Annotated in this window: 18 protein-coding genes and 1 pseudogene; 6 read left to right on the forward strand and 13 right to left on the reverse strand. The window is 65.2% G+C overall.

Going from position 1 to position 18,600, the window contains the following annotated elements; all coding sequences use genetic code 11:
* On the forward strand, window positions 1–1,914 hold the full coding sequence (gene pabB, locus B0O95_RS09590) for an aminodeoxychorismate synthase component I (RefSeq protein ID WP_104077689.1): 1,914 nt from the start codon (window positions 1–3) through the stop codon (window positions 1,912–1,914).
* Between the two features lie 10 nt (window positions 1,915–1,924).
* Here pabB and panB read toward each other — a convergent pair whose 3' ends face one another.
* From panB to hda, 6 genes are read right to left on the reverse strand one after another with little or no spacing between them, the layout of a single operon-like run.
* Window positions 1,925–2,743, reverse strand: coding sequence for a 3-methyl-2-oxobutanoate hydroxymethyltransferase (gene panB, locus B0O95_RS09595; protein WP_104077690.1), 819 nt, complete (start codon window positions 2,741–2,743; stop codon window positions 1,925–1,927).
* Window positions 2,744–2,766: 23 nt separating this feature from the next.
* Window positions 2,767–3,459 (reverse strand): deoxynucleoside kinase, encoded by a 693-nt coding sequence (locus tag B0O95_RS09600; RefSeq protein ID WP_104077691.1) that lies wholly within the window; start codon window positions 3,457–3,459, stop codon window positions 2,767–2,769.
* Window positions 3,456–3,998: a 2-amino-4-hydroxy-6-hydroxymethyldihydropteridine diphosphokinase gene (gene folK, locus B0O95_RS09605; RefSeq protein WP_104077728.1), complete on the reverse strand. Its 543-nt coding sequence runs from the start codon at window positions 3,996–3,998 to the stop codon at window positions 3,456–3,458. The genes B0O95_RS09600 and folK overlap by 4 nt, the downstream gene beginning before the upstream one ends.
* 43 nt (window positions 3,999–4,041) lie before the next feature.
* Window positions 4,042–5,760, reverse strand: a complete 1,719-nt coding sequence (gene pcnB, locus B0O95_RS09610; protein ID WP_104077692.1) for a polynucleotide adenylyltransferase PcnB — start codon at window positions 5,758–5,760, stop codon at window positions 4,042–4,044.
* A complete protein-coding gene (locus tag B0O95_RS09615) occupies window positions 5,757–6,455 on the reverse strand; it encodes a histidinol-phosphatase (RefSeq protein WP_104077729.1) in 699 nt (232 codons plus the stop codon). Before B0O95_RS09615 ends, pcnB begins: the two co-directional genes overlap by 4 nt.
* Before the next feature lie 10 nt (window positions 6,456–6,465).
* Window positions 6,466–7,176, reverse strand: coding sequence for a DnaA regulatory inactivator Hda (gene hda / locus B0O95_RS09620; protein WP_104077693.1), 711 nt, complete (start codon window positions 7,174–7,176; stop codon window positions 6,466–6,468).
* 111 nt (window positions 7,177–7,287) lie between these two features.
* Between hda and purM the strand changes: the two genes are divergently transcribed.
* Window positions 7,288–8,349, forward strand: coding sequence for a phosphoribosylformylglycinamidine cyclo-ligase (gene purM / locus B0O95_RS09625; protein ID WP_104077694.1), 1,062 nt, complete (start codon window positions 7,288–7,290; stop codon window positions 8,347–8,349).
* A 153-nt stretch (window positions 8,350–8,502) separates the two neighbouring features.
* On the opposite strand, the gene miaA is transcribed toward purM, so the two are convergent.
* The gene (miaA, locus tag B0O95_RS09630) at window positions 8,503–9,516 is read right to left on the reverse strand and encodes a tRNA (adenosine(37)-N6)-dimethylallyltransferase MiaA (RefSeq protein ID WP_104077695.1); all 1,014 of its coding nucleotides are present in this window, start codon (window positions 9,514–9,516) and stop codon (window positions 8,503–8,505) included.
* Window positions 9,517–9,523: 7 nt separating this feature from the next.
* Entirely contained in the window at window positions 9,524–11,626 is a 2,103-nt protein-coding gene (gene mutL / locus B0O95_RS09635) for a DNA mismatch repair endonuclease MutL (protein WP_104077730.1), read from the reverse strand.
* Window positions 11,627–11,958: 332 nt separating this feature from the next.
* Between mutL and B0O95_RS09640 the strand changes: the two genes are divergently transcribed.
* Window positions 11,959–12,633 carry a DedA family protein gene (locus tag B0O95_RS09640; protein ID WP_104077696.1) on the forward strand — a complete coding sequence of 225 codons (675 nt, stop codon included), beginning with the start codon at window positions 11,959–11,961 and terminating at the stop codon, window positions 12,631–12,633.
* A 4-nt stretch (window positions 12,634–12,637) separates the two neighbouring features.
* Here the strand turns inward: B0O95_RS09640 and B0O95_RS09645 are convergent, their stop codons facing one another.
* Complete coding sequence (locus tag B0O95_RS09645) at window positions 12,638–14,215, reverse strand: N-acetylmuramoyl-L-alanine amidase (protein WP_104077697.1); 1,578 nt, start codon at window positions 14,213–14,215, stop codon at window positions 12,638–12,640.
* Window positions 14,197–14,721, reverse strand: coding sequence for a tRNA (adenosine(37)-N6)-threonylcarbamoyltransferase complex ATPase subunit type 1 TsaE (gene tsaE, locus B0O95_RS09650; RefSeq protein WP_104077698.1), 525 nt, complete (start codon window positions 14,719–14,721; stop codon window positions 14,197–14,199). Before tsaE ends, B0O95_RS09645 begins: the two co-directional genes overlap by 19 nt.
* Before the next feature lie 14 nt (window positions 14,722–14,735).
* Here tsaE and queG point away from each other — a divergent pair, with 14 nt between their 5' ends.
* The 3 genes from queG to xerD all read left to right on the forward strand — a co-directional run bounded on the left by queG (window position 14,736) and on the right by xerD (window position 17,409).
* Window positions 14,736–15,890 carry a tRNA epoxyqueuosine(34) reductase QueG gene (gene queG, locus B0O95_RS09655; protein ID WP_104077699.1) on the forward strand — a complete coding sequence of 385 codons (1,155 nt, stop codon included), beginning with the start codon at window positions 14,736–14,738 and terminating at the stop codon, window positions 15,888–15,890.
* Between the two features lie 104 nt (window positions 15,891–15,994).
* The gene (locus B0O95_RS09660; RefSeq protein ID WP_104077700.1) at window positions 15,995–16,486 is read left to right on the forward strand and encodes a methylated-DNA--[protein]-cysteine S-methyltransferase; all 492 of its coding nucleotides are present in this window, start codon (window positions 15,995–15,997) and stop codon (window positions 16,484–16,486) included.
* Window positions 16,483–17,409: a site-specific tyrosine recombinase XerD gene (gene xerD, locus B0O95_RS09665; protein WP_104077701.1), complete on the forward strand. Its 927-nt coding sequence runs from the start codon at window positions 16,483–16,485 to the stop codon at window positions 17,407–17,409. Before B0O95_RS09660 ends, xerD begins: the two co-directional genes overlap by 4 nt.
* A 32-nt stretch (window positions 17,410–17,441) precedes the next feature.
* Here the strand turns inward: xerD and B0O95_RS09670 are convergent, their stop codons facing one another.
* From B0O95_RS09670 to B0O95_RS09680, 3 genes and pseudogenes are all read right to left on the reverse strand, one after another.
* Window positions 17,442–17,804: a type II toxin-antitoxin system PemK/MazF family toxin gene (locus tag B0O95_RS09670; protein WP_104077702.1), complete on the reverse strand. Its 363-nt coding sequence runs from the start codon at window positions 17,802–17,804 to the stop codon at window positions 17,442–17,444.
* Window positions 17,804–18,058 carry an AbrB/MazE/SpoVT family DNA-binding domain-containing protein gene (locus tag B0O95_RS09675; RefSeq protein WP_104077731.1) on the reverse strand — a complete coding sequence of 85 codons (255 nt, stop codon included), beginning with the start codon at window positions 18,056–18,058 and terminating at the stop codon, window positions 17,804–17,806. Before B0O95_RS09675 ends, B0O95_RS09670 begins: the two co-directional genes overlap by 1 nt.
* A 308-nt stretch (window positions 18,059–18,366) precedes the next feature.
* Window positions 18,367–18,600 (reverse strand): annotated as a pseudogene (locus B0O95_RS09680) (ShlB/FhaC/HecB family hemolysin secretion/activation protein); the annotation flags it as partial.

Here is an 18,600-nt window from a genome sequence, read left to right on the forward strand (position 1 = left end):
ATGATGGCAGTTGACGCGGGGGCGGGGCGGGCTGCGGGCGACCCCGACAGCGCCCGCGTGTTCGCGCTGCTCGACGACTGCGCGTCCGAGGAGGCGTCGGCTGATGCCCCTGCATGCCGCTCGCGTCTCTATACGGCGTTCTCGCATGAGCGCACTTGTACCGATCCCGGTCGGCTCGATGCAGTGCTCGCCGAAGTTGACGCAGATCTGCGCACGGGGCTGCATGCGTTGTTACTTGCGGACTACGAATGGGGCGTACGGCTGCAATGCTCGGCTAGGCGCGCCGGCGGCGGTGCGCTGCGCATTCTTCTGTTCCGCGAGTTGCGCCGCCTGTCCTCGGAGCAGGTCGCGGCGTGGTTGCAGCAGCAGGACGGCGGCCACGCGGATCCCGGCGTGGCTGGCATCGCGAACGTACGCAGCAGTGTCACGCGTGACGCGTTCGACGACGCGATCACGCGCATTCATGCAGCATTGCGCGACGGCGATTCCTATCAAGTCAACTATACGTATCGGCTCGCGTTCGATATGTTCGGCTCGGCGCCTGCATTGTATCGACGCTTGCGGGCGCGCCAACCGGTGCCGTTCGGCGCTTTGCTGGCGCTGCCCGATGGCACCCATGTGTTGTCGTTGTCGCCCGAACTGTTCGTCGAGCATCGTGGCGGGACGATCGTCGCGCGGCCGATGAAAGGCACGGCGCCGCGTGCGAATGACGCGCAGCTCGACGCGCAGCAAGCGCGGGCATTGGCCGCCGACGACAAGAACCGGGCAGAGAACCTGATGATCGTTGACCTGCTGCGCAACGACCTGGGCAGGATCGCGCGGACCGGTTCGGTTCGCGTGCCCGCGTTGTTTACGGTCGAGCCGTACGCGTCGGTGTGGCAAATGACATCGACCGTGCACGCGTGCGTGCGTGACGGGATCAGTTTTGCCGACGTGCTACGGGCGCTTTTTCCGTGTGGCTCGATTACCGGCGCGCCAAAGGTTCGCACGATGGCGTTGATCGAGTCGATTGAGACGACACCACGCGGGCTGTATACCGGCGCGATTGGGTGGCTCGACACGTCTGCCGACGCACGCACGCTTGGCGATTTTTGCCTGTCGGTAGCCATTCGCACGCTGGTGTTGGCGCCGCGAGCGGACACGGGTATGGGCGCCGACGTGCGTGCGGGAACGCTCGGTGTGGGCGCCGGCATCGTGCTGGACAGCGTTGCGCACGACGAATATCTCGAATGTGCGTTAAAGGCGCGCTTCTTAACCGAGGTGGACCCCGGTTTCCAGTTGTTTGAGACGATGTATGCCACGCGGGATGGCGTGCGGCACGCAGGCCTTCATGTCGCCCGTGTCGAGCGCAGCGCGCGCTATTTCGGCTTCCGGTTTGACGCCGCTGTGTTTGCGGCACGGCTCGCGCAGGTCTGCGCGGCGCTCGCGCCGGATCGCGCATATCGGATGCGTGCGACGCTGCGCAAGGACGGGGTCATCGACGTCAGCGCGGCGCCATTGCCGTCGCTCGCGGCCAGTCCGGTGCGTGTGATGCTGGCGGCCGACCACGGCATCACTGCGCCGGACCCGGACGATCCGTTGCTGCGTCACAAGACCACCTGCCGGGATACCTATGACCGAGCATGGCGGCTGGCGCAAACCCATCACGCGTTTGACCTGTTGTTTTTCAATCGGCTTGGCGAGCTGACCGAAGGCGGCCGCAGCACGGTATTCGTGCGAATCGACGGCCGCTGGGTCACGCCGCCACTGGCCAGCGGCGTATTACCCGGCGTCATGCGCTCGGTGCTGCTCGCGGATCCGGCGTGGCAGGCCATCGAGCGGCCGATCACGCGGGCCGACTTCGAGCGCCGCGACGCGCTCGTTGTCTGCAATGCGCTGCGCGGCGCGATGCCGGCACAGTTGCTTCGCTTTTAGTGACGTCGATTCAGAACGTGTGCTCTGCGGCGGGGAACGTGCGTTCCTTGACGGCGCGCACGTAGGCGTGGACGGCTGCCTCGATTGATGGCTGACCGGCCATGAAGTCCTTGACGAACCGGGGCCGCTTGCCAGGGAACACGCCGAGCATGTCATGCAACACCAGTACTTGGCCCGAGCAGTCAACTCCGGCGCCGATGCCGATGGTCGGAATCGTCAGCGCTGCGGTGACCTGGCCCCCCAACGCGGCAGGGATCGCTTCAAGCACGAGCAGCTGCGCGCCGGCCTGCTCGATCAACTGAGCGTCCTTTTTCAACTGTTCGGCCGCCAGATCGTTCTTGCCCTGGACCTTGAAGCCGCCGAACGCGTGCACCGACTGCGGCGTGAGCCCCAGGTGCGCACAGACCGGCACTGACCGTTCGACCAGGAAGCGGATCGTCTCGGCAAGCCACGCACCACCCTCGAGCTTGACCATCTGCGCACCCGCCTGCATCAGCTTGACGGCGCTTGAATACGCGTCTGCCGGTGTACCGTAGCTGCCGAACGGCAAATCCGCGACGATCAGCGCGTCACCGCGGCTGCCGCGCGCCACGCTGGCGGTGTGGTACGCGATATCCGCCACGCTGACCGGCAACGTCGTGGCCTGGCCCTGCAGCACGTTGCCGAGCGAGTCGCCGATGAGGAGCGCGTCCACGCCCGCGCGCTCGAGCAATGCCGCAAAGCTTGCGTCGTAGCACGTCAGCATTGCGATCGGCTCGCCAGCCTCGCGCATCTGCTGAAGGCGCGGGACAGTGACGGCGCGACGGCCGGAATCTTGCAGATAGCTCATGACAAAATGATCCTCGGAGAGCGTTATAGCGCCGTGCCCTTCACCCATACCGCCTTGCGGCCGCGCATCGATCCGATGTGCTTGACTAGCAAGTCTAGGTCGGCGTCAGATCCCGCCAGATCTAGATGGTCGGTATTGACGCTGAGCAGCGGCGCGTCGTCGTAGTGATAGAAAAACTCGCTGTACGCGGCGCACAATGCGCGCAGATACGCATCGGTGATATGCGCCTGCATCGGAATCGCACGCTTCTGGATCCGGGCAAACAGCGTTTCCGGACTGGCCTGAAGGTAGATCACGAGATCCGGCACTGGCTGGGCGAGCGGCACGCGTGCGGCCAGCGCTCGATACAGCGTGAATTCATCGTCGGGCAGCGCTAGGCGGGCAAACAACTCGTCTTTCTGCGGCAGAAAGTCCACGACGAGCGGTGTGCCGCACTGCCGTGCATCGGCGATCGCGCGCATTTGCGTCTCGCGCTGCAGCAGGAAGTCCAATTGCGCTGGTAACGCGTAGCGCGCGTTGTCGTGATAGAAGCGCTCGAGGAACGGGTTGTCAGCCGAGCGCTCCAGCAGCGTTTGCATTGACCAGCGTGTCGCCAGTTGCGTCGCCAGCGTGGTCTTACCGGCGCCGATTGGCCCCTCGATCACCAGGTAGCCGAACGGCGTGTGCTGCACCGGCGCATGGACGGTCAGCGGTGGCACGACGGCGGACGGGTTCATTGGCGCGGTCCCGACTTGCCGCCCACGATCGCAGTAGCGACGCGTCGGAACGGGCATTGGCAGGGGGCGATCTTTTCGATGCGCTGCGACGCGACGTCAGGCAGGTAACAGTCCGCACGGCCCAGCGCGGGAATCTCAATCGCCGCGTCCAGTTCGAGCAGTGGCACTAGCGCGAACGCTCGCTCGGTTAACCGCGGGTGCGGCACTGTCAGGTCGTGCTCGTCGAGTTGCCCGGTGCCGTACAGCAGAATATCGATGTCTAGCGTCCGAGGTGCGTTCCGGTACGGGCGCTCGCGGCCGAAGTGATGCTCAATGCCGTGGCACAGGGCGAGCAGCTGCCGTGCGGCAAGCGTGGTATCGATCTTCACCACGCAATTGTAGAAGTCGTCGCCACCGGCATCGACTGGAGCGGTGCGATACAGGCTCGATTTCGCGAGTACGGTGACGGGAGCCTGCTGCGCGAGGCAGACCACGGCGTCCTTTAGCGTCTGGCGCGCGTCGCCAAGGTTCGCGCCCAGGCCAAGATAGGCTACGGTCATGACGTCGACTCCTGCATTCGATGGCCGGCGTTCGCGCAAGCCGCTAGGCGTCGCCGTTGCCACGTGGTTCACCGTCGGTTGGCGACGAGGCCTGCCGGGCACCTTCGCTAGGATCCTTGCGGTTGCGCGAGCCGCTACGGCGCCGGCGCTTGCGCGGCGAGCGCTCCTTGTCGCCCTGTGCCAGCAGTGCCTCGCGCGTGTCCGGATCGCCGGCGATGAAATCCGTCCACCATTGACCGACCGACGCGTCCAACTCGCCCGCCTCGCAGCGTAGCAAGAGAAAATCATAACCTGCTCTAAACCGCTGGTGCTCCAGCAGCTTCAACGCGCTGCGGCCGGAGCGTTTCTCCAGCCGGGGCTGCAGCCCCCAGATTTCGCGCATGTCGGCGGTGTAGCGCCTCTGGATCGCGAGTTTTTCGGTCTGCTGGTCGAGCACGTCGTCCATGGCACGATGCAGCGCCGGGATCGAATGTTCGCCGCCGGCCTCGTATTGCTGCCAGCGCAGTTGCATTTCGCGCCACAGCAGAGAGGCAAACAGGAACCCGGGTGAGACTGGTTTGCCCGAGCGCACACGCTCGTCGGTATTGGTCAGCGCAAGCGTGATAAAACGCTCCCCGCCGGGCTGCTCGAGCGCCACGTCCAACAGCGGCAACAGCCCATGGTGCAGGCCCAGCGCGCGCAACTGCTTCAGGCAGCCGAGCGCGTGTCCGGACAGCAGCAGCTTGAGCATCTCGTCGAACAGCCGGGCCGCCGGCACGTTGTTGATCAGATCCGCTAGCTCGGCGATCGGCGCCTGCGTCGACGATTCGATCGTGAAGTCCAGCTTGGCCGCGAAACGCACGACACGCAGCATCCTGACCGGATCCTCGCGAAAGCGGGTGGCTGGCTCGCCGATCATTCGTAGCACGCGTTGGCGAATGTCGTCCATCCCGCGATGGTAGTCGAGCACGGTCTGCGTCGCCGGATCGTAGTACATCGCGTTGACGGTGAAGTCGCGCCGCGTCGCGTCCTCGTGCTGTTCGCCCCAGACGTTGTCGCGCAGCACGCGCCCGCTCGCGTCCACCGCATGCGTGCGCCGGTCCAGCTCGCCGCGTCGCAGCTTGCGCGGTGGCGCAGCCGGCTCGCTGTCCGTGGGCCCGGCGCCAGCTGGCGCCGCATCCATCAGCGCGCGGAACGTCGACACTTCGATGATCTCCTGTCCGAACTGGACGTGGACGATCTGAAAACGCCGGCCGATTAACCGGGCGCGGCGGAACAGCTTGACGACCTCATCCGGCGTGGCGTCCGTGGCGACATCAAAATCCTTCGGCGCGATATTGAGCAGCAGATCGCGCACCGCGCCGCCGACGATGAACGCGCGAAAACCGGCTTGTTGCAGCGTGTCGGTGACGCGGATGGCATTGCGCGAGATCAGCGCCGGATCGATACGATGGATGTCGGCTGGCACGATCACCGGTACTTCGGCTTCGCCACCCGCAGCAGTATGGCTGCTGGCATGGCCGCCGGCGGCTAAGGTGTTGCGGCGCGGCGTGCGGCGCGGTGGCTTGCGCGACGGCAGCCTAGTGTCCTGCGCGGCCCGTGCGTCAGCCGGCGCGCTGCGCTGCGCGTCGCGCGCCGCATTGCGCTGACGGCCTGTCGGAGCGATGTCCGTGTTGGCATTCGCGCTGCCTCGATCGGCGTCGGCGCTGCGCGATGTGTCGGCCGGCGGGGTGGCATCGCCGCTACGCGAGCCGAACAACTTGCGGATGAATTTTGTAATCACGTCGATTGAAACAGTTCAAGGATGCGCCAACCACGGGCCAGCGCATACTCGCGCAGCTTCTCGTCCGGATTGGTCGCCACCGGGTCAGTGACCTTTTCGAGTAGCGGGATGTCGTTGTGCGAGTCGCTATAGAAGTAGCTGTGCGCAAAGCTTGTCCAGTCGCAGCCGAGCGAATCCAGCCACGCCTGCACCCGCACGATCTTGCCCTCGCGGTAGCTCGGCACACCCATCGGGTTGCCCGTGTACGGGCTGTCGGGATGCCCGTCCGTCGTCTCGACCTCGCACGCGATCAACGTCTCGATGCCGAATGCTTCCGCGATCGGTGCGGTGATGAACGCGTTGGTCGCCGTCACGATGCAGCACAGGTCACCCGCCTCCTGGTGCTCTTGCACCAATGCGCGGGCGGCGGGCAGGATCCGCGGGTTGATGACCTCGTGCATAAACAGTTCATGCCAGTCGTCCAGTTGTCGCCGCGAGTATTTCGCCAGCGGGGTGAGCATCGCGCGCAGGTACGCATGGATGTCCAGCTTGCCTGCCTGGTAGTCGGCGTAGAAGCGGTCGTTTTCGCGCGAGAAGCTGTCGGCATCGACAATGCCGAGCTTGACCATGAAGCGCCCCCACTCGTGGTCGCTATCGGTGGGGATCAGCGTATGGTCCAGGTCGAACAGGGCGAGATTGCGTGCGGTTTTCGTCATGGAGCGCATTTTACTTGAAGCTGTCCGCCAGCATCGCGCGCAGCAGCGGCAGCGTGACCGCGCGCTTGTGCTCGAGGGCGAAACGGTCGAGCTCGTCCAGGACGTGCATCAGGCTGGGCATGTCGCGGCGGTAGTGTGTGAGCAGCCATGTCGGCACGTCGTCGGCGAACGTCAGGCCGCGTTCGCGCGCGGCTTGCTTGAGCACGGCCGCCTTGTCCTCGTCGGCCAGCGCGCCGAGATGGAACACCAGGCCCCAGCCCAGGCGCGTGCGCACATCCTCGCGCACGGCTAGATGCAGCGGCGCGGCGTTGCCGGTGGTCACCAGCGCGCTGCCTGGGCTGGCGCGCACCTCGTTGAACAGGTTGAACAGCGCGATCTGTTGTGCGTCGGCGAGTTGGTCGACATCGTCGACCGCATAGATCGCGACACGCGGATCATAGCCGAACGCCGACAGCGGGCTGGGTGGCGCGACAAAGCGCGCGCGGCCGCTGGATGCGCCGGCCACCAGCGCCTGCAGCAGGTGGCTGCGCCCGCTCCCGGCGTCCCCCCACACGTAGAACGTGCGGTCTGCGACCGGCCCGGCCGCGAGGGCGGCGTCCAGGCCGGCGAGACGGGCGACCAGTTCGGCATGGGCACCGGCGAAGAAGTTCTCGAATGTCTTCGGCGGTGGTGTGCCCAGGTCGAGTGTGAGTTGACGATGGGAAGCAGACGAGGTCGGCACGGGTGGCAAGGGTCCTGGAATGCGGTTTGACGAGTTCGTGCGGGCGGCACACTCGCATCGGGTAAAATTGCAATTTTACCGACCTTCCCGCGAGCTTCTCGCGCTTTCGCCATGAATCAACCGAAATCCACTCCCGGCACGCAGGTGCCGGGCCTGTCCTACCGTGACGCGGGCGTCGACATCGACGCGGGAGACGCGCTCATTGACCGCATCAAGCCGTTCGCGAAAAAGACGATGCGCGACGGCGTGCTGGCGGGCATCGGTGGATTCGGCGCGCTGTTCGAGGTACCGAAGAAATACCGCGAACCGGTGCTGATCTCCGGCACCGACGGCGTGGGCACGAAGCTCAAGCTTGCGTTCCATTTGAACCGGCATGATACGGTCGGGCAGGATCTGGTGGCCATGAGCGTCAACGACATTCTCGTGCAAGGGGCCGAGCCGCTGTTCTTCCTTGATTATTTCGCCTGCGGCAAGCTCAACGTCGAGACGGCGGCGAGCGTGGTCAAGGGTATTGCCATTGGGTGCGAGCTGGCGGGCTGCGCGCTGATCGGCGGCGAGACGGCCGAGATGCCGGGGATGTATCCGGATGGCGAATACGACCTTGCTGGGTTCGCGGTCGGGGCAGTCGAAAAAAGCAAGATTATCGACGGCAGCACGATCGGCGCCGGCGATGTGGTGCTGGGCCTGGCCTCCAGCGGTATCCATTCGAACGGCTATTCGCTGGTGCGCAAGATCATCGAGCGCGCGGCGCCGGACCTGCAAGCCGACTTCGATGGCCGCTCGCTGGCCGATGCGCTGATGGCGCCCACGCGCATCTACGTGAAGCCCATGCTCGAGTTGATGCAGCAACTCCCGGTCAAAGGTATCGCCCATATCACGGGGGGCGGGCTCGTCGAGAACGTGCCGCGCGTGCTGCCCGAGCGGCTGTGTGCGGAACTGGATCACTGTGCATGGCCGTTGCCGCCACTGTTCGCGTGGCTGCAGCAGCACGGTGGCGTGGCCGACGCGGAGATGCATCGCGTCTTCAACTGCGGGATCGGGATGGTGGTCATCGTCGCGGCCGAGCACGCGCAGACGGCGGCCGACGTGCTGTCGGCGGCCGGCGAACAAGTGTGGACGCTCGGCACGGTGCGCGAGCGCAACGCCGGCGAGGCACAGACGATCGTGGTGTGACGCTGCTGCGCACGGGGGGCGTGACGCCGCATGCTGCAGGGGCGCGTTTGGTGGCGCCGTCGTGACGCTGTCGTAGCGCTGTCATGGCCTGTCATGCCGTGGCCTATCGTGTCCTGTCGTGGCGTGGCGCCGCCGCACCGACCGCGGCGTCTGCTACGTCGGTGCCCATATTCGACGCACCGCGTCGACGGCACGCGGGCCGGCGTCGGTGCCGACACAGTCGACGACAATCCGTTCGGGCATCGAGCGCAACCATGTCAACTGCCGCTTGCAAAGCTGGCGTGTCGCGAAGATGCCCTTGTCGCGCATCGTTGCATAATCGTATTCGCCGTCCAGGTACGCCCACGCCTGTCGGTATCCGACGCAGCGCATCGACGGCAATCCGGGATGTAGGTCGCCGCGTGCGCGTAATTGCTGCACTTCGTCGATCAAGCCGGCGTCCAGCATCGCGTCGAAGCGCCGTGCGATGCGCGCGTGCAGCACCGACCGGTCGGATGGCTCCAGCGAAACGGCAGCAAAGCGGGGCGATGGCGGCGGGCCGGCGCGCGTCGCCGCGCGCGCGAGGACGTCGCCTGCGGCCTGGCACCCGACGCTCGGATCGGCAGCCGGGTGGGACGCCGCCCGCAGCAGCGTGGACATCGGCTGCCCGGTCAGCTGCCAAACCTCCAGCGCACGCTGGATCCGCTGCGAATCGTTGGGCGCGATCCGCGCCGCCGATACCGGGTCGATCTGCGCCAATTTCGCGTGCAGGGCAGGCCAGCCCTCGCGCGCCGCATCCTGGTCGAGTGCGGCCCGGATCGACGCGTCGGCGCCCGGCAACTCGTTCAAGCCCTCGACCAGCGCCTTGTAGTACAGCATGGTTCCGCCCACCAGTAATGGCAATTTGCCGCGCGTGATGATCTGTGCGCACAGGCGTAGTGCGTCGGTGCGGAACTGGGCGGCCGAATAGGCGTCGAGCGGGTCGATGATGTCGATCAGATGGTGGGGCACCGCGGCGCGTTCGGCCGCGGTCGGCTTGGCGGTCCCGATGTCCATTTGCCGGTAGACGAGCGCTGAATCGACGCTGACGATCTCGATCGGGGCATGGCGCGCCAGTTCGAGCGCGGCGGCGCTCTTACCAGACGCGGTCGGCCCGAGCAGGCATGCGATGACGGGAGCGGATGCCACGGCGCGACTATTGGCCCCGCATGAACAACCGGTCCAGCTCGCCGAGCGTGAGCTGAAACCAGGTCGGACGACCATGATTGCATTGATCGGCGCGCTCGGTGGCTTCCATTTGCCTCAACAGCGCATTCATCTCGTCAATGCTCAGGCGCCGGTTCGCGCGCACCGCATGGTGGCACGCCAGCGTGCCGAGCAACTCATGCTGGTGCTCGGTCAGCACCTGCGAGCCGCCGTACGCGTGCAGGTCCGCAAGCACCGCGCGCGCCAGCGAGACCAGGTCGGCATCCTTGAGCAGCGCGGGCACGGCCCGGATGGCCAGCATGGTCGGAGACAGCGAAGCGATGTCAAAGCCCAATGCATCGAGCGTCTCACGTTCCTCGCAGGCCACGCCGATCTCGACCGCATCGGCTTGCATCGTCACCGGGATCAGCAGTGGTTGCACAGCGATGCGCCGCTGAGCAAGCGCGTGCTTGAATTGCTCGTACAGGATGCGCTCATGTGCTGCGTGCATGTCGACTAGCACCAGCCCGCGCGTGTTCTGCGCCAGCACGTAGATGCCGTGCAACTGGCCGAGCGCGAATCCCAGCGGATGCTCGTCAAGCGGCTGTGCCGCCGCCGCGGGCCCGTTAGCGGGAGAGGAGGGAGGGGCCTCGTTAGCGGCAGAGGCAGGATGAGCCTCGTCGGTGGCGGACGGGCTGGGTCGTGTGCTTACGGCGTCCGTTGGCGACGATGGTTGGTCCGCTGCCGAGCCGGGTGCCGGCGAAGGCGCGGAAGAGGCGTCATCGTGCGCGGGCAACAGAGAGGCCGCGGCCCCATCGCGCCGGCCGAACAACGCATCGTAGACGGCCAGTGGTTGGGCGACCGGTAGCACGCCCTGGCGCATCCGCGTATGCGATATCCAGCTCGAGGTTCCCGGTGTCGCGGCAGGCCCGCCACGGCGAAGCCCGGCGGACTGCCCGCCGCCCTGTGGCGACGCCACGCCGGACCACGCCGCCGACGCGGCACTGGATTTGGCCTGCGAGCCCGCGCCCACACCGCCGCTCGATCCGGCTCCCGGGCCCGCCGTGTCCGGCACGGCAGGCGTCAGGCGCGCCGCGTGGCCGCCCGTGGTCGTGTCGGGCGAGGCGCCGGCGTGCCGAGCCAGCGCGCGCTGCACCGCATGGAAGACGAACTGATGAATCGAGCGCGAGTCACGAAAGCGTACCTCGATCTTGGACGGGTGGACGTTGACGTCGACGCCTTCGGGCGGCAGGTCGAGGAACAGCACGTAGGCTGGATAGCGGTCGCCGTGCAGCACATCCTCGTAGGCGGCACGCACCGCATGGGTGAGCAGCTTGTCCCGCACAAAACGGCCGTTGACGAAGAAATACTGCTGATCGGCGCGACCGCGGCTGGCGGTCGGCAGCCCGGCGAAGCCATAGATCGCGATTGGACCGGCGGCCTCCTCAAGCGGCAGATGCGACGTCGCGAACGCCTCGCCTAGGATTTTTGCGGTGCGCGCGGCGGCGCTGGCCGCGTTCCAGTGCTCGACGGCGCGGCCGTTGTGCAGCACCGAGAACGCGACGTCCGGGCGCGACAGAGCGGCGCGACGGATCACATCCAGGCAATGCCCGAGTTCGGTCTGCTCGCTCTTGAGAAATTTGCGGCGCGCGGGAGTGCTGAAATACAGATCGCGCACTTCGATCGTCGTGCCCACGCCGCCGGGGGCCGGGGACAGCGCACCGGTCTGCGCATCGATGCGGGTGGCGTGCGGCGCGTCGGCGGTGCGGCTCGTGATGCTGGTCTGCGCGACCGATGCAATCGACGCGAGTGCCTCGCCACGGAAGCCCAATGTGCAGACGCTCTCAAGCTCCGCCAGCGAGCGGATCTTGCTGGTGGCGTGGCGCATCAACGCCAGCGGTAATTCGTTGGCTGCGATGCCGCAGCCGTCGTCTGCGATCATGATGCGTTTGACGCCGCCTTCGTCCAGCGTGATGCGCAGCGCTGTCGCGCCGGCGTCCAGCGCATTCTCAATCAACTCCTTGACGACCGATGCAGGCCGCTCGACGACCTCGCCCGCCGCGATCTGGCTGATCAACTGGTCCGGCAACGGCTGGATGGCGCGCGTCGGCATGCCGCGCCGCTGCACGGCAGGTCCGTCGGTAGAGGTCGGATCGGCGACGAGGGGCGGATCGGCGGCGGGGGATGAAGGCGTCGCCGGTGGCGATCCGCCGTCAACGGATGGGCGCGCCGCGTCGGGCTCGCCTGGCTCGGACACGCCTGGCTCAATGGACTGTGACATCCATACATTATAACGAGACGCTAACGAGATAACGAAGCGCTAACGATAAGCCGCTGCCCGGTCGTGACGGCGTTTGGTGCGCTGGCGACCGGACGATTTCATCGGAGCAGGCTGAGTATTCCGGTATCATCCACGCCAATTTTTCGTGGTTTCAAGGATGCCTTTTGGATACCTTCCTGCAATTTCTCAGCCTTATTCTGCATATCGACAAGTTTCTGGGTGACTTCATCCAGCAGTACGGCGCTTGGGTGTACGTCGTGCTGTTCCTAATCGTGTTCTGCGAAACCGGTCTGGTCGTGTTGCCGTTCCTGCCGGGCGACTCGCTGCTGTTCATCGGCGGTGCGTTTAGCGCGTCCGGCTCAATGGATCTGCTATTGCTGAACGTGCTGTTGCTGGTGGCGGCAATCGGCGGAAACACGGTGAATTATTTGATCGGCGGCTATATCGGGCCGAAAGTCTTCGATGCGCACTGGAAGTTCGGCGAACGCTTCCTGGATCGGGCCGCGTTGACGAGGACGCATCAATTCTACGAGCGCCACGGCGGTAAGACGATCGTGCTCGCGCGCTTCGTACCGGTGGTGCGCACGTTTGCACCATTCGTGGCCGGTGTATCCGGCATGAGCATGATGCGCTTTCAGCTATACAACGTGCTGGGCGCGTTGCTGTGGGTCGTGCTGCTGACCGTGTGCGGCTACTTGTTCGGCAATATTCCGTTCATCCGCGACCATCTGAATACGATCGTACTGGTCGGCGTGGCCGCGGCCATCGTGCCGGTGGCGCTGGGCGCGGGCTGGAAAATGTTGCGCCGGCGCCGGGCCGGCCAGCCGCGAGCGCGCTGACGCATTAAGCCATCCGGTTCTTCGAGAGCGGCGGATTCGCGGCGAAGTAGCGCTTGATGCCCTTCAGAATTGCATTGGCCATCTGGTCGCGGTACGCTTCGGAGTTTAGCCGCTGCTCCTCGTCCGGATTGCTGAGGAACGCGGTTTCCACGAGGATCGATGGAATGTCCGGCGCTTTGAGCACCGCAAAGCCCGCTTGCTCGACGCTGGCCTTGTGCAGTTTGTTGATGCCACCGATCTCCTTGAGTACGTAATTGCCGTACTTCAGCGAGTCGCGGATCTGCGCGGTCGTTGACATATCGAACAGCGCCCGAGTCAATGTTACGTCCCGGGTCTTGAAATCCACGCCGCCTATTTGATCGGAAGCGTTCTCCTTTTGCGCTATCCAGCGCGCCGCAGCGCTGGTTGCGCCGCGCTCGGACAGCGCGAACACCGACGAGCCGCGCGCCTGCGGCGAAGTGAACGCGTCCGCGTGAATCGACACGAACAGGTCGGCGCCGACACGCCGCGCCTTTTGTACACGCACCGCGAGTGGCACGAAAAAGTCCGCGTCGCGCGTCATCATCGCCCGCATGTTCGGCTGCGCGTCAATTTTCGCGCGCAGCCGCTTACCGATGTCCAGTGCGACATGCTTCTCGTAGGTACCGGCGCCGCCAATCGCGCCCGGGTCCTCGCCGCCGTGCCCGGGGTCGATCGCCACGGTCAGCAGGCGGACCGTGGCGGGCTTGCCCGACGGCACCTTGAAGCCGTAGCCGTCGTCGTCGCGGCGCGCCGCCAGCGCGCCCCGATCGGCATTGCGGCTGAATTGCGGCGGTGCCGACGGCGCTCGGTCGGGCTTGGCCGATGCGGCGCCCCTTGGCGGCGCCGCATCGCCCTGCGCAAAGCGCTGGAAGAACGCATCGCTGCTGTCGCTCGCAGGGTCGCGCCCGCTGGCCGGCGGCGCGATGCCAGCCAGCGCGTCGCGCCCCGGGTCGCTGTCGGGCGGCGACGGCATCGCGAGCGCCGGGCCCGACAGCGTCGCGCCGGGGACCGAACGTTGCTCGAGCGCTTCCTCCTTGCGTTGCGTCTGCGCGAGCAGCTCCAGCAGCGGATCGGGCGGCACTGCCGGATACAGGTCGAACACGAGCCGGTACTTGTACGAGCCGACTGGGGTGAGCGCGAACACCTGCGGCTTGACCGACCCCTTCAGGTCGAACACCATCCGGACCACGTGCGGCTGGAACTGGCCCACGCGTACCGATTGGATTTGCGGGTCGTTGGGCGTGATCTTCGCGACCAGATCCTTCAGCGTCTGGTCCAGCTCCAGTCCATCGAGATCGACGACGAGCCGGTCCGGTTCCTGTAGCAGTTTTTGCGAATTCTGCAGCGGTTGGTCCGACTCGATCGTCACGCGCGTATAGTCACGCGCCGGCCACACGCGCACGCCCAGCACCGCAGCCGCATGCGCGACGCGCGGCGTGGCCAGGCCCAGCAACAGCGTCGAGGCGCCCGCGCGCAGGATCTGCCGGCGTCGCCAGCAATGCGATGCGGTGGCGGCGGATTCAATCGAGCGGAACGGTTTGATCAGCATCGGGCGAGGCACTCTTTTCCGGTTTCGCTATAGGCACGCGCAGTCAGCTTGCGGCCTTCGCCTTGGACTTCGAGGTCGATCTGCAAGTCGGGTACGCCAAGCACGCCGCCGGCGCGCTGCGGCCACTCGACCAAGCACAGCGCCCCGGTGTCGAAGTACTCGCGAAAACCGGCATCCTCCCATTCCGCCGGATCCGTAAAGCGGTATAGATCGAAGTGATAGATCGACAGCGGTGCGCCGTCGACGTTCTCGATCGTATAGGGCTCGACAAGCGTGTAGGTTGGGCTGCGCACGCGTTGCGTGTGCCCGAGCGCGCGCAACATCGCGCGCACCAGCGTCGTCTTGCCGGCGCCGAGGTCGCCGACCAAGTGCACTTGCACGCCATGAGCGGGCGCGGCACGCATCGCCGCCGTGATCGCCGTGGCCAACGTTGCGCCGAACGCGTTAGCCGCGCGCTCGTCCGGCAGCGCGAACACGCGTTCTGTCAACGGACGAGGCGAGGCTGGTGCGTCTGGCATTGCGTACAATAGGAATGATGAAACAACCGCCGGATACCGAGATTTGCCGCGCGCCGCTCACTGACGCCGAGCTTGCGTCGCTGGCGCGGCGTGTGCGCGAATGGGCGCGCGAACTGGGCTTCAGCGCAATCGGCATCTGCGATACCGATTTGTCCCATGCCGAAGCGGCGCTCGCCGCGTGGATCGACGCAGGTTATCACGGCGAGATGGATTATATGGCCAAACATGGCATGAAGCGTGCGCGGCCGGCCGAACTTGTACCCGGAACGCAACGGGTCATCAGCGCACGAATGCCGTACCTGCCCGCCGAGACGCCGGCGTCGTGGCGCGCGCGCGAGCATGCGCGGCTGGCCGATCCGAACGCTGCGGTGGTCTCGATCTATGCGCGCGGTCGCGATTACCACAAAGTGATGCGCCAGCGCCTGCAGCGATTGGCCGAGCGGATTGAAGCCGCCATCGGCCCGCTTGGCTACCGGGTGTTCACCGACTCGGCGCCGGTGCTGGAGGTCGAACTCGCGCAAAAGGCCGGACTCGGATGGCGCGGCAAGCACACGTTGCTGCTCGATCGCGACGCCGGTTCGTTATTTTTTCTCGGCGAAATTTTCGTCGACGTGCCGTTGCCCACCGATGCGCAAAGCCAGCCGTCGCGCGCGCCGCAACACGCGGGCGCGCATTGCGGCGCCTGCACGCGCTGTATCGACGCGTGCCCGACGGGCGCTATCGTGGCGCCGTACCGGCTCGATGCGCGCAAGTGTATCTCGTACCTGACGATCGAGTTGCGCGGCAGCATTCCGGTCGAGCTGCGCGAGGCGATTGGCAACCGCGTGTACGGATGCGACGATTGCCAGCTTGTGTGCCCTTGGAACAAGTTTGCGCAGCCGAGCGGATGCGCGGACTTCGATGTGCGTAATGGGCTGGATGGCGCACAACTGACCGAATTGTTTAGCTGGAGCGAGCAGGATTTCGACACGCGCCTGGCGGGCAGCGCGATCCGCCGGATCGGCTACGAGCGCTGGCTGCGCAATCTCGCGGTCGGGCTCGGCAATGCGCTGCGCGCCGGTGGCGGCGCGGCGGGGCGCGACGCTGTGCTGGCGGCGTTGCGCAAGCGCGAAGACGATCCATCTGCGCTGGTGCGCGAGCACGTGCGCTGGGCGTTGGACCACGGGTAGCCGTCGCCCATCTGCCGGCCGTCGCGATGCCGCAGATACAATTCGGACGTAGAATCCACCCGTGCGTGCCGCGTACCGCCGCGCGCGCATCCAGGAGGATTGGCATGTTCAATGCCGTGATCGATGCACCATTCGGACGGATCGGCATCCGCAGCGACGACCGGTTTGTTCATGAAATTGTTTACCTGCCCGGCACGACCCCGTTGTGCGCGCCGGACAATGCGCTGGCCCAGCGTGCGGCAGCGCAGATCGTGGCCTATTTCGAACGGGCCGACACGGTGTTCGACTTGCCGCTGTCGCTCGCTGGCACCGCGTTCCAGCGCCGGGTATGGGACGGCATCTGTCGCATTGCATCCGGCACCGTCTGGACCTATGGGCAACTGGCGGCGTCGATCGGCGCGGTGCCGCGTGCCGTTGGACAGGCGTGTGGGTCCAATCCCGCGCCACTGGTCGTTCCATGTCATCGCGTCGTGGCGGCAAACGGCCTCGGCGGTTTTGCGCATCATGCCGGAAAGGGTTTTTTTCGGGACGTCAAGTGTTGGCTGCTGCGCCATGAAGGCATCCGGGTGCCGCAGCAGGGTGAGTTGTACGCATGAGCGACGTGCAAGACCCACAATTGAGCGCGTATCGCAACACGAGCGCGCAAGCGATCGACGCGTTCTGCGACGCACTATGGCTCGAGCATGGGTTGTCCCGCAATACGCTGGATGCGTATCGTCGCGACTTGTCGCTGTATTGCGACTGGCTCGCGGCGACGCATGAGCGCACACTCGATGCGACGCGCGAGTCGGACCTGAATGGCTACCTGGCGGTGCGCAGCGATGGTAAGGCCAGTTCCGCGAACCGGCGCCTGTCGGTGTTCCGGCGCTACTTCGCATGGGCGTTGCGTGAGCATCGCGTCGCGGCTGATCCGACGCTGCGCATCCGTTCGGCCCGGCAGCCGCCCCGTTTTCCGTCTACGCTTAATGAAGCGCAGGTTGAGGCGTTGCTGGGTGCGCCCGACCTAGACACGCCACTCGGATTGCGCGACCGCGCGATGCTTGAGTTGATGTACGCGAGTGGGTTGCGTGTCTCGGAGTTGGTCACGCTCAAGACGGTCGAGGTGGGGTTGAACGAAGGTGTGGTGCGCGTGATGGGCAAGGGTGCGAAAGAGCGCTTGGTGCCGTTTGGCGACGAGGCGCGAGGCTGGCTGGAGCGCTACCTGCGCGAGGCGCGCGCGGTGCTCCTCGGGGGGCGCGGCGCCGATGCGCTGTTCGTGACGGCGCGCGGCGGCGCGATGACGCGTCAGCAATTCTGGAACATCATTAAGCGATATGCGTTGCGCGCCGACATTCACGTGCCGCTGTCGCCGCATACGTTGCGGCATGCGTTTGCGACGCATCTGCTCAATCATGGCGCGGACCTGCGCGTGGTGCAGATGCTGCTTGGCCACAGCGATATTTCGACGACTCAGATTTACACTCATGTTGCACGTGAGCGCCTTAAAGCGCTGCATGCGATACATCATCCGCGCGGGTGAGTGCGCGGGACTGACTGTCTTTTCCCGTTTTCCTAATCGCCAATCGCAATAATCTGGTTTAATTGTTCACATGCGGCTGTAAACACATCATCTGGCACGCGCTTCCACGAATGTGCCTTCGCTCCCCGTGCTCGCCAGTCAAATGACTTGGGCTGGTGTCCAAGCACGTAGCTCGTGACGTTTTTCGGCCCCTGAAACTTGATAGCAAACGGATTAGTGTCATTGAAGTCGGCAGGTGTGATCGGAAGCCCGATGACAATGCCGGTTCGCTCGTTGAACGGTTTCGGTGACAAGACCAGCATCGGGTGCAAATCCTTCATTTCACGACCGACCTGCGGATTGCAGTCAATCCAGATAATGTCACGTCGGTCAGGCACCCAAAAAGCTCCTGTCATTAAAACACCTCCGCACCAACGCGGCTTGTTGCCATCGCTTCACCGCCGTGCTTTATTGGATCAAACCGCGCCAGTTTTTCCGCGAGCGTAAGCTTACGCGGACCCACCGGCTTCACTGTTACACCAACTTCATCCGTCGTCACCTCCACCTCTTGGCCAACCTGGAAATGCGCTGAGCGTGCAACTGCAGCGGGAATGCGCACAGCCAGGCTGTTCCCCCACTGTTGGATTGTGAGCGTCGCGGTTTTTGCCATGATGTCACTCCTTCCTATCATCGTATAAACAAGTATATACAAACATACCGGAGGTATCAACGTGTTTATACATTATGCGCCTTGTGCGACACGAAAGTCGCGCAGTTCGTTGTTTCACCACCGATGTTAGACGGCGGTGCAGACATGGAGGAGCCTCAAGTATGGGCAGCTAGGTCCGCTGCAAATGCGGTATGAGAGGTCAGGGACAGCGCTAAAGCGGCAAACAACGCAAGACTACTCGTCCGGATGCGCATAGGGCTTTCTCGAAAAGGCGGGAAAATGAAAATGTATCAATGATGTGTGCCCGCTTACAGCTGCGCGCTCAATCGAAAGCCGACTGTGACGCGGGCCGTCGATAACGCCGTTGGACGATACAGGGGCGTGCCAGCGAACAACTCGTACGTGTAGATGGCCAAGCGCGTGGGCACCGTACCGCGCAGCCCAAGGGCCGTGCCAACGAGCCGCGTGCCGCCCTGGTCTCGTGTCAGTGGACCGAAGACTTGGCCATAATCAAGCGCCGCGTAGGCGTGCTGCCCGGTGTG

This window comes from Mycetohabitans endofungorum (genome assembly GCF_002927045.1).
Lineage (GTDB): Bacteria > Pseudomonadota > Gammaproteobacteria > Burkholderiales > Burkholderiaceae > Mycetohabitans > Mycetohabitans endofungorum.